Origin of the sequence: Nocardioides dongkuii (assembly GCF_014127485.1) — a bacterium.
Lineage (GTDB): Bacteria > Actinomycetota > Actinomycetes > Propionibacteriales > Nocardioidaceae > Nocardioides > Nocardioides dongkuii.
This window is the reverse complement of the sequence record NZ_CP059903.1, coordinates 966,086-978,717: the sequence shown is the minus strand read 5'-3', so window position 1 is coordinate 978,717 and position 12,632 is coordinate 966,086. Positions and strand designations below refer to the sequence as shown.

At 74.6% G+C, this 12,632-nt stretch carries 13 protein-coding genes and 3 pseudogenes; 6 read left to right on the top strand and 10 right to left on the bottom strand.

Annotated features, from left to right (window positions below; all coding sequences use genetic code 11):
- The first annotated feature begins 10 nt into the window (after positions 1 to 10).
- Both H4O22_RS04670 and H4O22_RS04665 read left to right on the top strand, forming a co-directional pair.
- Complete coding sequence (locus H4O22_RS04670) at positions 11 to 1,591, top strand: alpha/beta hydrolase (protein WP_182525892.1); 1,581 nt, start codon at positions 11 to 13, stop codon at positions 1,589 to 1,591.
- A gap of 18 nt (positions 1,592 to 1,609) precedes the next feature.
- A complete protein-coding gene (locus H4O22_RS04665; RefSeq protein WP_182525891.1) occupies positions 1,610 to 2,806 on the top strand; it encodes a phosphodiester glycosidase family protein in 1,197 nt (398 codons plus the stop codon).
- A gap of 12 nt (positions 2,807 to 2,818) precedes the next feature.
- On the opposite strand, the gene H4O22_RS04660 is transcribed toward H4O22_RS04665, so the two are convergent.
- Positions 2,819 to 3,295: a hypothetical protein gene (locus tag H4O22_RS04660; protein ID WP_182525890.1), complete on the bottom strand. Its 477-nt coding sequence runs from the start codon at positions 3,293 to 3,295 to the stop codon at positions 2,819 to 2,821.
- A gap of 57 nt (positions 3,296 to 3,352) precedes the next feature.
- Here H4O22_RS04660 and H4O22_RS04655 point away from each other — a divergent pair, with 57 nt between their 5' ends.
- Entirely contained in the window at positions 3,353 to 3,952 is a 600-nt protein-coding gene (locus H4O22_RS04655; protein WP_182525889.1) for a mismatch-specific DNA-glycosylase, read from the top strand.
- An 87-nt stretch (positions 3,953 to 4,039) separates the two neighbouring features.
- On the opposite strand, the pseudogene H4O22_RS04650 reads toward H4O22_RS04655, so the two are convergent.
- Positions 4,040 to 5,286: pseudogene (locus H4O22_RS04650) on the bottom strand (glucose-1-phosphate adenylyltransferase).
- 36 nt (positions 5,287 to 5,322) lie between these two features.
- On the opposite strand from H4O22_RS04650, the pseudogene glgA reads away from it, so the two are divergent.
- Positions 5,323 to 6,517: pseudogene (gene glgA, locus H4O22_RS04645) on the top strand (glycogen synthase).
- Here the strand turns inward: glgA and H4O22_RS04640 are convergent.
- Positions 6,502 to 6,939 carry a hypothetical protein gene (locus tag H4O22_RS04640; RefSeq protein WP_182525888.1) on the bottom strand — a complete coding sequence of 146 codons (438 nt, stop codon included), beginning with the start codon at positions 6,937 to 6,939 and terminating at the stop codon, positions 6,502 to 6,504. The pseudogene glgA and the gene H4O22_RS04640 sit on opposite strands and share 16 nt — an antisense overlap.
- Positions 6,940 to 7,101: 162 nt before the next feature.
- On the opposite strand from H4O22_RS04640, the gene H4O22_RS04635 reads away from it, so the two are divergent.
- The gene (locus tag H4O22_RS04635; RefSeq protein ID WP_182525887.1) at positions 7,102 to 7,506 is read left to right on the top strand and encodes a hypothetical protein; all 405 of its coding nucleotides are present in this window, start codon (positions 7,102 to 7,104) and stop codon (positions 7,504 to 7,506) included.
- A 41-nt stretch (positions 7,507 to 7,547) separates the two neighbouring features.
- Positions 7,548 to 8,237, top strand: coding sequence for an EthD domain-containing protein (locus H4O22_RS04630; RefSeq protein ID WP_244963102.1), 690 nt, complete (start codon positions 7,548 to 7,550; stop codon positions 8,235 to 8,237).
- Here the strand turns inward: H4O22_RS04630 and H4O22_RS04625 are convergent.
- The 7 genes and pseudogenes from H4O22_RS04625 to rlmC form a co-directional block, all read right to left on the bottom strand.
- Positions 8,201 to 9,025, bottom strand: coding sequence for a hypothetical protein (locus H4O22_RS04625; protein WP_182525886.1), 825 nt, complete (start codon positions 9,023 to 9,025; stop codon positions 8,201 to 8,203). The two genes, H4O22_RS04630 and H4O22_RS04625, sit on opposite strands and share 37 nt — an antisense overlap.
- A 57-nt stretch (positions 9,026 to 9,082) precedes the next feature.
- Positions 9,083 to 9,349, bottom strand: coding sequence for a gluconokinase (locus H4O22_RS20830; RefSeq protein ID WP_342356066.1), 267 nt, complete (start codon positions 9,347 to 9,349; stop codon positions 9,083 to 9,085).
- Positions 9,350 to 9,494: 145 nt separating this feature from the next.
- Positions 9,495 to 9,554, bottom strand: a pseudogene (locus H4O22_RS20825) (gluconokinase); the annotation flags it as partial.
- A 48-nt stretch (positions 9,555 to 9,602) separates the two neighbouring features.
- Positions 9,603 to 10,028 (bottom strand): DUF4234 domain-containing protein, encoded by a 426-nt coding sequence (locus H4O22_RS04615; RefSeq protein WP_182525885.1) that lies wholly within the window; start codon positions 10,026 to 10,028, stop codon positions 9,603 to 9,605.
- Between the two features lie 98 nt (positions 10,029 to 10,126).
- Entirely contained in the window at positions 10,127 to 10,804 is a 678-nt protein-coding gene (locus H4O22_RS04610) for a hypothetical protein (protein ID WP_182525884.1), read from the bottom strand.
- A 330-nt stretch (positions 10,805 to 11,134) separates the two neighbouring features.
- Complete coding sequence (locus H4O22_RS04605; protein ID WP_244963101.1) at positions 11,135 to 11,506, bottom strand: TraR/DksA family transcriptional regulator; 372 nt, start codon at positions 11,504 to 11,506, stop codon at positions 11,135 to 11,137.
- Entirely contained in the window at positions 11,503 to 12,624 is a 1,122-nt protein-coding gene (gene rlmC, locus H4O22_RS04600; RefSeq protein WP_182525883.1) for a 23S rRNA (uracil(747)-C(5))-methyltransferase RlmC, read from the bottom strand. Before rlmC ends, H4O22_RS04605 begins: the two co-directional genes overlap by 4 nt.
- Positions 12,625 to 12,632 lie beyond the last annotated feature (8 nt).

Genomic DNA, 12,632 nt, shown 5'->3' with positions numbered 1-12,632 from the left:
TTGAGCCGGTGTGAAGAGCCCCGTCCTCGCCCTCGCCGCCGCGCTCGCGGTCGCCGGCCTCGCCGTACCCGCCGTGACCTCCCCGACGGCGACCGCCGCACAGCCCGCCGCACAGGCCGCCGCCCCCGCGCGCTCGGTGAAGATCACCGACGGCTGCGTCCGGAGCGTGCCCGAGCCGGGCACCCGCGCCAAGGTGAAGATCTGCTACACCCTGTTCAAGCCGGCCCGCGCGCACCGCCGGCACCGGGTGCCGATGCTCATGCACAGCCACGGCTGGGGCGGCTCGCGCGCGACGGCCGCCGGGATCGACCAGGTCCGGGGCTACCTCGACGCCGGGTACGGCGTGCTGTCGTTCGACCAGCGCGGGTTCGGCGAGTCCGGCGGCAAGGCGTACGTCGAGAACCCCGCCTACGAGGGCCGCGACGTACGCCGCCTGGTCCGCCGGATCGCGACACTGCGGTGGGTGCAGAAGGACGGCCGGCGCGACCCGCGGCTTGGCGCGGTCGGCGGGAGCTACGGCGGCGGGTACCAGTTCGTCGGCGCCTTCGAGCAGCTGCGCACCCGCGGCAAGTCGGTCTTCGACGCGCTGGCACCGGAGATCACCTGGCACGACCTGAGCGAGAGCCTCGCGCCGGAGGGCGTCGTCCGCACCGAGTGGGCCGCCGTGCTGGGCGCCGGCGCGCTGCCGAGCGACGCGCTGCCGCCCAGCGTCTACCAGGCGCTCGTCGAGGGCGTCGCCACCGGCCAGTGGCCCGACGGGTCGATCCCCGGCACCCAGGACCTCACCACCTTCTTCCGCAGGAACGGCCCGAAGTGGCACGTCCAGCAGGGTCGCCGCCTCGACATCCCGGTGCTGCTCGGCCAGGGCACCACCGACACCCTGTTCAACCTCCAGCAGGGCCTGGCCACCTGGCGCACGGCACTCACCAGGAAGGCGCGCCGGCACAGCATCTTCGTCGGCTACAACGGCGGCCACGTGCTGCCCGCCGTGCTGCCCGCCGGCGTCGACGTCACCTCCGACCCGTGCAGCCGCAAGCTCGGCGGCGGCGACTTCCAGAGGCTCTCGATCCGGTTCTTCGACGAGCAGCTGCGGGGCCGCAAGCGCACGCTCAAGGGGTACGGCCGCGTCCACCTCGCCACCCCCACGGGTGGCTGCGTGACCACCCGGTCCGTCGCGCCGAACCGCGCGTACCACGTCGGCACGGTCGCCACGCCCACGGTCGCGGGCGCACCGGTCGCCACCGAGATCGCGAAGGGACCGCTGACGGTCGCCGGCTCGCCGTACCTCACCGGCAAGGTGACCGCGCTCGGCCTCGACAGCCGCGCCTTCTACGGCCTCGCCGTCGGCACCAGCCCCCTGGACGCGCGCCTGGTGCAGAACAACGTGCTCCCGCTGCGCGAGCCCACCACGGTGCAGGGCGTCGCGCGCCGGGTGGCGCTGCCGTCGGTCGGGGTGCAGGTGCCGGCGGGGCAGTCGCTGTACCTGCTCGCCACGCCCATCAGCGACACCTTCGTCGGCATGGGCAGCCGGGTACCCGGGCTGATCACCATCGACGACACCCAGGTGCACCTCCCGGTCGTCCGACGGTGAGCGCCTAGCCTGCTACGAATGACCCGCCGACGCCTCGCCCTGACCTCGGGCCTGCTGGTCTGCGCGCTCGCCGGCTCCGGCACCGCGGTCGCGCAGGCCCCGGACTCCCCCGGCGCCGGCCCCCGGCACTCCTCCGACGGCGTCCGCGGCCCGATCGCGCCCGACGTCCCGGCGCACCTCCGCGGCCGCTCGAACCGCAGCGCGCCGTCGAGCTTCGAGGTCGCGCCCGGCGTCACGTACTCCTCCTGGACCCAGACCGACGCCCGCGGCCCGGTCCGGGGCCACCTGCTGACGGTGGAGTACGACCGCCGCGGGGTCCGGCTCGACTACGCCGGCCCGGGCAAGGTCTCGAAGACCGCGCCCGTCTCGTCGATGGTCAGCGACCGCGCGGTGGCCGCGGTCAACGCCGACTTCTTCGACATCGGCGACACCGGCGCCCCGCTCGGGCTGGGCAAGGATCGCAGCCGCGGGTTCCTGCACGCGCCGCGCGAGGGCTGGAACAGCGCCTTCTACGTCGGCCCCGGGGGCCGTCCCCAGATCGGCACGCTGCCGGTGGTCGCGCGGGTCAAGCAGCACCCGCGCTGGCAGCTCACCAACGTGAACTCGCCGAGCGTCCCGCCCGACGGCATCGGCGTCTACACCCCCCGCTGGGGGCGTACGTCGGGCGCCGCGGTCACCGACGGTCAGACGAGGAAGGTCCGCCAGGTCCTCGTGCGAGGCAACCGGGTCGTCGACGTACGCCGGAAGCTGTCCAGCGGCGAGCGGATCCGGGGCACCCTCCTGATCGGCCGCGACCGGGGCGCCAGCCGGCTCGCGTCGCTGCGCGTGGGCGACCGGCTCGCCGTCCGGTGGCGAATCCCCGCGCGGCCCCGGATGGCGATCACGGGCAACCGGTTCCTCGTGCAGGACGGCCTGATGAGCGTCGTCGACGACCGCGAGATGCACCCGCGCACGGCGGTCGGCATCAGCCGCGACACCCGGGAGATCCTGCTCCTCGTCATCGACGGCCGGCAGGCCGACAGCCGCGGCTACACCATGGTCGAGCTGGCCCGGCTGATGATCGACCTCGGCGCCGACGAGGCGCTGAACCTCGACGGCGGCGGCTCCTCGACGATGGTCGCCCGCCGGCCCGACGGGAAGCGGCGGGTGATGAACACGCCGTCCGACGGCGCGCCGCGCCACGTCGCCAACGCGCTCGAGGTCATCGCGCGGTAGCGGTCAGGCTGCTCACGCCGCTCCGGCCTCGACGAGCACCAGGGCGACCGTCGTGACCGGCACCAGGCACTGGACGCCGGGGCTGGGCTTCTCCTTCATGGCGGTGACGACGACGTCCTCGCCCTCCTGGACGACCGTCACCCCGGAGGGGACCTCGCAGCCGATCGCCACCACCGCGCCGTACAGCTCCTGGCCCTCGGGCACCGCCGCCGCACGCGCCGCGACCGCCACCTCGTTGGCCAGCCGGTCGTCGAACGGGGCGACGAACCCGCGCACCGCGGCCTCGTCCGGCAGCGGCGTCGCGACCGCGGCCACCTCGCCGCGGCCGGCGGACTCCGAGACCAGCGCGACCTCGCTCCAGGCCGGGGTGTCCGGGCTGGCCGGGCTGGCCGAGGCGCCCGGGGTGTCCGTGGCGGCCGGCGGGTTCCCCTCGGTCCCGCACGCGGCCAGCACGGCGAGGAGCAGGACGGTCCCGAGAGCACGGCGCATGGTGCTGGGACGGTACCCCCGCGGGGCTGGTTCCCGCCCGGGTGGCAGGCTGCTCGGGTGCCCGCCGACGCACCCCGCCGCAGCTTCACCCGCGCCGAGCTCGAGTCCTTCCGCGACGCCGAGGTGCCCGACCTGCTGCCCGGTCCGGACGACCCGCCGCTGCGGCTGCTCTTCGTGGGCATCAACCCGGGACTGTGGACGGCCGCGACCTCGACCCACTTCGCGCACCCGGGGAACCGCTTCTACCCCGCACTGCTGCGCGCCGGGATCCTGGAGCGGCCGATCGACCCGGCGGCGGGGATGACCGACGCGGACCGCGACTACCTGCGCTCGCGCGGGATCGGCATCACCAACGTCGTCCCGCGCGCGACCGCGAAGGCCTCCGAGATCAGCCCGGCCGAGTTCCGCGAGGGCGGCGAGCGCCTCGTCGCGACGGTACGCCGCGCGCGCCCGGCCGTCGTCGCGGTGGCCGGCGTGACGGCGTACCGCTCCGCCTTCGGCCTGCCGAAGGCCGTCCTCGGACCCCAGCCGGAGCCGTTCGCCGGCGCCGAGCTGTGGGTCGTCCCCAACCCGAGCGGGTTGAACGCCCACGAGACGGTCGCGTCGCTCGCCGCGGCGTACGCCGGTCCCGCCCGGGCTGCGGGCGTCATCGGCTGACTGGACCGACAGACCTTCCGCTTGACCGATGAAACTCCGTCGGTCAAGGGGACGATTCACCGGTCGACCGGTGAATCTTCCCCCCGGTCACCCCGGAAAGTGCTGGTCCTTGCCGAGCACGGTGAGCCCGTCCTCGACCACGAACCCGCGGGCCCGGTCGGCGTCGTGGTCGACGCCGACCTGGGCACCGCGGGGGACGACGACGTTCTTGTCCAGGATCGCGTTGCGGACGACCGCGCCGGCGCCGATCCGGACGCCGTCCAGCAGGACCGAACCCTCCACCAGGGCGCCCGCGCCGACGCCGGAGGACGGCGACAGGACGGAACGGACGACGGTCCCGCCGCTGACCACGGTGCCGGGCGAGAGCACCGCCTCGTCGACGTGGGCGGGGCTGCCGTCGGCGCCCTGGACGATCTGGCGGGCGGCTGCGGCCCGTAGGAGGTGAAGATCGGCCAGGCGAAGTTGTAGAGGTTGAAGACCGGCAGCGGCGAGACGACGTCCATGTGCGCGGCGTAGTAGGACGAGAGGGTCCCGACGTCGCGCCAGTAGCCCTGGTCGCGGTCGGTGGCGCCCGGCACCACGTTGTCCTTGTAGTCGTAGACGCCCGCCTGCGACCGGCGTACGAACGCCGGCACGATGTCGCCGCCCATGTCGTGCATCGACCCGGTGGTCGTCGAGTCGCGGGTGACCGCCTCGACCAGCGCGTCGGCGTCGAAGACGTAGTTGCCCATCGAGGCGAGCACCTCGCCGGGACTGTCGGGGAGCCCGATCGGGTCGGTGGGCTTCTCGAGGAACTCGCGGATCCGGCTGGGCTCCTCGGGCTGGACGTCGATGACGCCGAACTGGTCGGCCATCCCGATCGGCTGCCGGATCGCGGCGACGGTGCACGCGGCGCCGCTCTCGACGTGCTGGCTGACCATCTGCGCGAAGTCCATCCGGTAGACGTGGTCGGCGCCCACGACCACGACGATGTCGGGCTTCTCGTCCTTGATCAGGTTCAGCGACTGGTAGATCGCGTCGGCGCTGCCGAGGTACCAGTGCTTGCCGACGCGCTGCTGCGCCGGCACCGGCGCGACGTAGTTGCCGAGCAGCGTCGACATCCGCCAGGTCTGGGTGACGTGCCGGTCCAGGCTGTGCGACTTGTACTGGGTCAGCACGACCACCCGCAGGTAGCCGGAGTTCACGACGTTCGACAGCGCGAAGTCGATGAGCCGGTAGATGCCGGCGAACGGCACCGCGGGCTTGGCGCGGTCGGCGGTCAGGGGCATCAGACGCTTCCCCTCGCCGCCCGCGAGGACGATGGCCAGGACCTTCTTGCGGGCGGCAACGCTCATGGCGTCACGGTAGTGCCCAACGGGTAGTTTCACCTTGTGCGAGTCGACGTGCTGACCAAGGAGTACCCGCCCGAGGTGTACGGCGGCGCGGGGGTGCACGTCGCCGAGCTGGTCCGGGCGCTGCGGGCGCGCGGCGACCTGGACGCGCGGGTGCACGCCTTCGGCGCGCCACGCGACGAGCCCGGGACGTCGTCGTACGCCGAGCCGCCGGAGCTCGCCGGCGCCAACCCGGCGCTGCGCACGCTCGGGGTCGACCTCGCCATCGCCGACGCCTGCGCCGGGGCCGACGTCGTGCACTCCCACACCTGGTACGCCAACATGGCCGGCCACCTCGCCTCGCTCCTGCACGGCGTCCCGCACGTCGTCACCGCCCACTCCCTGGAGCCGCTGCGGCCGTGGAAGGCCGAGCAGCTCGGCGGCGGGTACGCCGTCTCCGGGTGGGCCGAGCGGACGGCGTACGAGTCGGCCGCCGCTGTGATCGCGGTCTCCGCGGCGATGCGCCGCGACGTGCTCGCGTCGTACCCCTCGATCGACCCCGACCGGGTGCACGTCGTCCACAACGGCATCGACACCGACGACTGGTCGCCGCGCCGACCCCGACCGGGTGCGCGAGCTCGGCGTCGACCCCGACCGCCCGTCGGTGGTCTTCGTCGGCCGGATCACCCGGCAGAAGGGGCTGCCGCTGTTCCTGCGCGCCTGTGCCCTGCTGCCGCCGGAGGTGCAGGTCGTGCTGTGCGCCGGCGCACCCGACACCGCCGAGATCATGGCCGAGGTCGAGGGGCTCGTCGGCGACCTGCGCGCCACCCGCACCGGCGTCGTCTGGATCGCCGAGATGCTGCCGCGCCCCGACGTGGTCGCGCTGCTGAGCGCCGCGACGGTCTTCGCGTGCCCGTCGATCTACGAGCCGCTCGGGATCGTCAACCTCGAGGCGATGGCCTGCGAGACCGCGGTCGTCGCGACCGCGACCGGCGGCATCCCCGAGGTGGTCGTCGACTCCTCCGATGACCTGGCAACCGGACGGCTGGTACCGATCGAGCAGGCCACCGACGGCACCGGCACGCCGCTGGACCCGGAACGGTACGTCGCGGACTTCGCCGCCGCGCTCACCGAGACGCTGGCCGACCCCGAGCGGGCCGCCGCGTGGGGCCGCGCGGGCCGGCGGCGGGCGGTCGAGCAGTTCAGCTGGGACGCCGTCGCGGAGCGCACCGTGGAGGTCTACCGCTCGGTGTGAGGGCCCTCGCGGAGCGCGACCACCTCGGCGCACCTGCTGCGGGACCGCGGCTCGAGCGGGAGGTGGTCGTCGTCCAGGCGGACCTCGTGCACCCGGCTCGCGGCGACCGTGACCAGCACCGGCGCCGACTCCCCCACCAGGACGCGGCCGTCCACCCGGTGGCCGCCGGGCAGCCCCGCGGCCGCCGTACGACGCGCCGCGGCGACCGCCCGTGGGCTGAGCACCTCGCGCAGCAGGAAGCGCAGCCAGGCGACGGCCTCGGCCGGCTCCGAGCGGAGCGCCAGGTCGAGGCAGCAGCCGTCGGCGCACGACGCCCACGGCGAGCGGCCGTGCGGCTGCCCGGCCCAGAGCCGGCGGACGTCGGCCTGCGGGCCGAAGGAGGCGACCACCGCGCGCTCGGTCGCGGCGAGGGGCGGGCTCACGGCGAGCCCCTGCGGCAGTTCGGACGGGTCCGGCACGGCAGGCACCTCCAGGTCGGGTGGTGCCCCCACCCTCCACGACGGCCGGCGGTCGCCGCACCCCGGGTCGCCGTACCTGTGGAGGAGCGGTCGCGCCGGCCGCTCGTGCGCAGCACGGTGGACGCCATGACCTACCGACCCGTGATCAGCACCCAGGCCGACCTCGAGCGCATGTGGCGCCACCTGATGGAGCCGCTCGGCTTCGGCGGGAGCAGCCTCTGGTTCCTCCCCGTCGGACCCGACGGCGAGGTGCACCCCGCCATCGTCCAGGTCGAGGACGTCGACCTGCTGCCGCCGCCCGAGGAGGTGCTCGCCATGGTGGCCGGGGTCGCCTCGGTCGTCGACGACGTCGCGCCGGGGGCACGGGTGGCGTTCCTGCGCTCCCGTCCCGGCCGGCGCGGCGTGGACGCCGACGACCGGGCCTGGGCCCGCGAGCTGTACGCCGCGGCGCGGACCGTCGGCGTCGCGCTCGAGGTCGTGCACCTGGCCACCGACGCCGACGTGCTGCCGCTGCCCGCCGACGCGGCGTGACCGCCCACCCACAGAACAAGAACCTGTTCTAGTCTCGGGCGGTGACCACCAAGCTGATGTACGCCGTGTGGGGCGACGCCGCGTCCGCCCTCCGCGACCCGGCCCTGCACGCGGGCCTGACCGACGCCGGCGCGCGCCGCCTCCAGCTCAACCTCGACGACGAGGACGTGGCGCCGGCGATGCGGATCCCCACCGGGGAGCCGATCCGGGCCGTGGTGAGCGTCTGGACCGACGGCGACGCCGGCGCGGTGAGCGAGGCGCTGCGCGACGTCGGCGAGCGCCGCGCGGGGTGGCGCGTCGACGAGCGCCGTCGCCTCGACCCGCCGGAGGCGGGGGACGGCGAGCGCGCGGACGCGCTCGCCAATGTCGCGGTGCTGCGCCGTCCCGCCGAGCTCCCCCACGACGAGTGGCTGCGGCGCTGGCTGGTCGACCACACCCCGATCGCGATCCGCACCCAGGCGACGTTCGGTTACGTCCAGAACATCGTGCGCGAGGCGCTCACCCCCGACGCGCCGCGGGTCGACGCGCTCGTCGAGGAGCTGTTCCCCAGCGCGGGGATGACCGACATGCACGCCTTCTACGGCAGCGGCGGGGACGGCGCCGAGCTGGACCGCCGGCTCGGAGCCCTGATGGCGAGCGTGGGCCGGATCGGCGCCGACCGCGACCTCGACCTGGTGCCGACGAGCCGCTACACCTACCGGCTCGCGGCGGCGTCCAGCGCGTCCGCGTAGAGGACCTTCCCGGTCTCGTCGGCCACGACGTACGCCGTCTCGCCGACGTCGTTGCTCGCGTACGCCTGGACCAGGCTGCCGTCGGTCCCGGCCGGTGCGTGCAGGATGGCGTACCAGGCCGTCGGGTCCTCGACGCGCGACCGCATCCGCCGCACCAGGCGCGCCATCAGCGCGTGGTCGACCTCGCGCAGGTCGACGCGGCGGTCGCTGCTGGTGTCCCTCGCACCCACTGGCTCGAGCTCGCCGTCCCACTCGTAGCCCTGCTGCTGCCGGGAGGTGCCGTCGACCGGCACCCGCACCGAGGCGTACGACGGGTGCAGCATGGCGCTGAACACCTCGCTGCGACCGGTCTCCGCCTCGAGGTCGGCGACCAGCGCGTCGTACCCACGGGCGGTGAACAGGTCCAGCTCCTCGTCCACGGCCTCCTGCGCGGGGACCGGCGTCGGGCTCTCGCCCTCGTCGTCGCCCGTCCCGGCGTTGCTCAGCAGGGTCACGACGATGACCACGGCGACGACGAGCAGGAGCGGCTTCGGGATCCGCACCGCGCGCCGCGACCGGCGGGAGTCGGGGACGGACCCGGTCGACGCCTCGACCGGCAGGTCCGGCACCGGTGCCGGCGCCAGGTCGTGGACCAGGATGGCGATCTCGCGCGTCATCTGCGCACGGTGGAGCTCCTCGACCCGCTTGTCGCGGTCCAGCTCGATGATCTGCCCGTCCGCCCAGGCGCTCTCGACCAGCCGGATCGCCGCGTCGCGGTCACGGTCGCGCGCCCTGCGGTCGGAGTCCACCGGCGCAATCTAGACCAGCGGCCGCGGCACCGGGCCGGCGGCCGGGTCGGCGCCGGGTCAGCGGTCGCGCTGGTCGACGTACGCCTGCACCACCGCGTCGATGCTCTGGTCGACGTCGATGACGACGCCGTGCTCGTCGGGGGCGAGCGGCTCGAGCGTCGAGAACTGCGAGCTGAGCAGCGAGGCCGGCATGAAGTGCCCGGGGCGGCTCGCCTGGCGGCGCTCGATGACCTCGCGGCTCCCGTGCAGCAGCACGAACTCGACGCCGTCGGCGAGCGAGCGGAGCTGGTCGCGGTAGGTGCGCCGCAGCGCCGAGCAGCTCATCACCCCCGCCGTCGAGGTGGTCGGCGAGCCACAGGCCCACCTGCTCGAGCCAGGGGTAGCGGTCGTGGTCGTCGAGCGCCTCCCCGCGCGCCATCTTGGCGATGTTGGCCTCGGGGTGGAGGTCGTCGGCGTCCGCGAACGGCACCCGCAGCCGCTGCGCGAGCGCAGCGCCGACGGTGGACTTCCCGGAGCCCGAGACGCCCATGACGACGACGGGGGGGTCATCCCGACACGGTAACGGGATCAGGCGGGATCAGGCGGGGACGCCCTGCGAGGTCCAGTAGTCGTTGAGCGCGCCGTTGGTCTTCACGAACCACACGATGGTGCCCACGAACGGGAGCAGGTTCCACAGGCCGGTGACGCCGCTGACCCGCTTCTCCAGGCCGGCCCGCTCGCGCAGGGCGCCGACCTCCGCCGGGTGCAGGAAGACCATGACGGGGCCGACGAAGAGGCTCAGCAGCAGGGCGACGGTGCCGCCGAGGCCCTGGCCGCTGTGCTGCTTCATCTCCTCGTGCGTCTGGTAGTAGTAGACCAAGCCGTAGATGCCGAAGGTCACGACCATCAGCAGGAAGCTGATCCCGGTGCCGCGCACCTGGCCGAGCGGCCCGGGGCCGCGGCCGCCGTACGCCTGGGGCGGGAGCGGTGCGCCCGGCGTGGTGGGCTGGTTGAGGTCGGTCATGGTGGCTCCCGGTGACGATGGACGGAACCGCCGAACCTAGCGGCGCGCGACCCCACCCCGTGGCGGTTCGGCCCGGAGGGCGTCGACGTCTGGACCGGTCAGGACTCGCCGCGGTCGGCGCGGGCCTCGTCGTACGCCGGCTCGCGGAGCCGCTCGACCCAGCGGTACTGGTCGAGCCCGGGGACCCGGTGGAGGACCGGGTCGAAGGAGATGTCGCCGCGCTCGTCGAGCACCGACGGGTCGGCGTCGAGCTCGGAGAGGCGGAGGTCGGCGAAGTGCCGCCACGGGCCGTCGCCGACGGCGCAGGAGAGCTCGACGGTGGCGTGGCCGACCGAGCGGGCGCCGAGCAGGAGAGGTCCGGCGGTGGTGCGGTACGGCAGCAGCGTGGTCATCGGCCGGCCGTACGTCGTGCGGCTGACGGTCAGCACGAACCGGCTGACCTTGCCCCAGCCGGTCGAGGCGAGCAGCAGGTCGCCGTACGCCCCGTCGCCGATCGGCACCCGGAGGGCGAGGCCCTGGACGTCCGGCAGCGCCTGCGGCAGCCCGACGGCGCGCGATTCGCGGACCACGACCTCGTCGACCCCGGGGGCGTCGAGGAACCCGATGCCGAGCGGCGGGTTCAGGCCGTGGCGGTACAGCCGGGCCTGGCGGATGCGTCCGCTCGGGTGCAGCGGCTTCGCCGCGGGGCGGACGGCGGCGGCCGCGCGGGTGGCGGCCGCGAGCAGGACGCCGCCGACCGAGGAGACGCCGTGCCGCACGGGTGCCAGGAGGGCCATGGCGGCGGGGTACCCAGAGCCGGACGTCCCAGCCCGGCGCGGTGACCGGTCTCACCTGCCCGTCACCCCCCTGGGTGGGCTGTGCGGTCACCCCCGGGGGCACCGTCCAGGCATGTTCCTCTTCTTCAACAACCGCCTGGGCTGCCTCGGGTCCCTGCTCGTCTCGGCGGTCCTCACCGTCGTCCTGTTCCTGCTGCTCTCGCGATGACCCGGCGGGTGCTCACCTCGGTGGTCCGGCTGATGCTCTGGGGCCGCGCCCGAGGCTGACGCCGGGACGTCATCCGACTCGGCGGGTATCGCGACCCGGTCGTATGACGTCCCGCCGGCGGGTCAGCGGCGCGGACCCGACGCCGCGCACGCGACGCAGGTCGCCGCGGCGGGGCGGGCCGCCAGCCGCTCCGGCGGGACCGGGCGACCGCAGCGCACGCAGGTGCCGTAGCTGCCGTCGGCGAGCCGGGCCAGCGCAGCGTCCACCTCGGCCAGCCGCTCCTCGGCCTGCCGGACCAGGGTGTCGAGCTGGCTGCGCTCGAAGGCGATCGTGTGCCCCTCCGGGTCGTGCTCGTCGTCGGCGTTGGAGTCGCGGGACGCCTCGACCATGCCGCTGAAGTCGCCGCGCAGCGCGGCCAGCCGGTGTACGACGGTCGCGCGCTCCTCGGCGAGCCGGACGGCGGGGTCGGCGGGTTCGTCTGCGGGGTCGGTCACGTGACCCCCGTCCGCTCGAGGAGCGTGACCACCTCGAAGTGCGCGGTCTGCGGGAACATGTCGAGCAGCCGCGCCCGCGTCGGGCGGTAGGACGGCATCGCCTCCAGGTCGCGGACCAGGGTGACGGCGTTGCAGCTGGAGTAGACGACGTGCGGCACCCCGGAGCCCTCCAGCCAGCCGGCGAGGTCGGCGCCGATGCCGCGCCGCGGCGGGTTGACGACGACCAGGTCGGGCCCGGTCTCCTGGGCGAGCGCCCAGGAGGTCGCGTCGGCCGCCACGAACGAGACGTCCGGCAGCCCGGCCGCGCTGGTGCGGGCGCTGGCCACGGCCTCCACGCTCACCTCGACGCCGAGGACGGATCGGCCCGGCCGCGCGAGGTGCAGCGCGAAGCCGCCGACCCCGCAGTAGAGGTCCCAGACCGAGGCCGGCGCGAGCTCGTCGGCCCAGTCCTCGACCTGGCGGTAGAGCGCGGCACCGACGTGGGTGTTGGTCTGGAAGAACCCCTGCGGCCGCAGGTGCAGGTCGACGGCGCCGGTGCGCATCCGCAGGGTGTCGCCGAGCAGCACCTCCTCGCGCTCCCCCTCGAGCACCGCCTTGTGCTCGGGCTGCAGGTTCACCGACACGACCACCAGCGGCAGCCGCTCGGCGAGCCAGGGCAGCTGCTTGCGGATCCGCGGCACCGCCTCGGTGGAGCGCAGCACGAACCGCACCATCAGCCCGCCCTCGGGCGAGCGGGTCACGATCAGGTGCTTGAGCTCCCCGCGCCGCGTCGGGACGTCGTACGGCGGGACCGCGGCGCGGGTGACCAGCTCGGCCAGGACGGGCAGCGCCGCCGCGAGGTCGGGCTCGTGCAGCCCGCAGCCGCGCAGGTCGATGCCGTGACCGGCCGGGTCGAGGATGCCGAGGGTGGGCGCCTCGACGGTGCCGCCGACGACCATCTTGGCCTTGTTCCGGAAGCCCGACTCCGGGCTGGTCAACGGCGGCAGCCAGGCGATCCCGGGCCACGGGGCGAGCAGCTCCTCGCAGCGCGCCTGCTTCGTCGCGACCTGCGCGTCGTACGCCTGACCCATCCAGGTGCAGGAGCGGCACACGCCCGCGTCGAAGTAGTCACACTGCACGGAACGGT

What these genes read in the sequence shown, in the direction of transcription:
- H4O22_RS04665 (WP_182525891.1), top strand. Translation starts at nt 1,610, where the DNA reads ATGACCCGCCGACGCCTCGCCCTGACCTCGGGCCTGCTGGTCTGCGCG.
- H4O22_RS04660 (WP_182525890.1), bottom strand. Translation starts at nt 3,295, where the DNA reads ATGCGCCGTGCTCTCGGGACCGTCCTGCTCCTCGCCGTGCTGGCCGCG.
- H4O22_RS04635 (WP_182525887.1), top strand. Translation starts at nt 7,102, where the DNA reads ATGACCTACCGACCCGTGATCAGCACCCAGGCCGACCTCGAGCGCATG.
- H4O22_RS20830 (WP_342356066.1), bottom strand. Translation starts at nt 9,349, where the DNA reads ATGAGCTGCTCGGCGCTGCGGCGCACCTACCGCGACCAGCTCCGCTCG.
- H4O22_RS04615 (WP_182525885.1), bottom strand. Translation starts at nt 10,028, where the DNA reads ATGACCGACCTCAACCAGCCCACCACGCCGGGCGCACCGCTCCCGCCC.
- H4O22_RS04610 (WP_182525884.1), bottom strand. Translation starts at nt 10,804, where the DNA reads ATGGCCCTCCTGGCACCCGTGCGGCACGGCGTCTCCTCGGTCGGCGGC.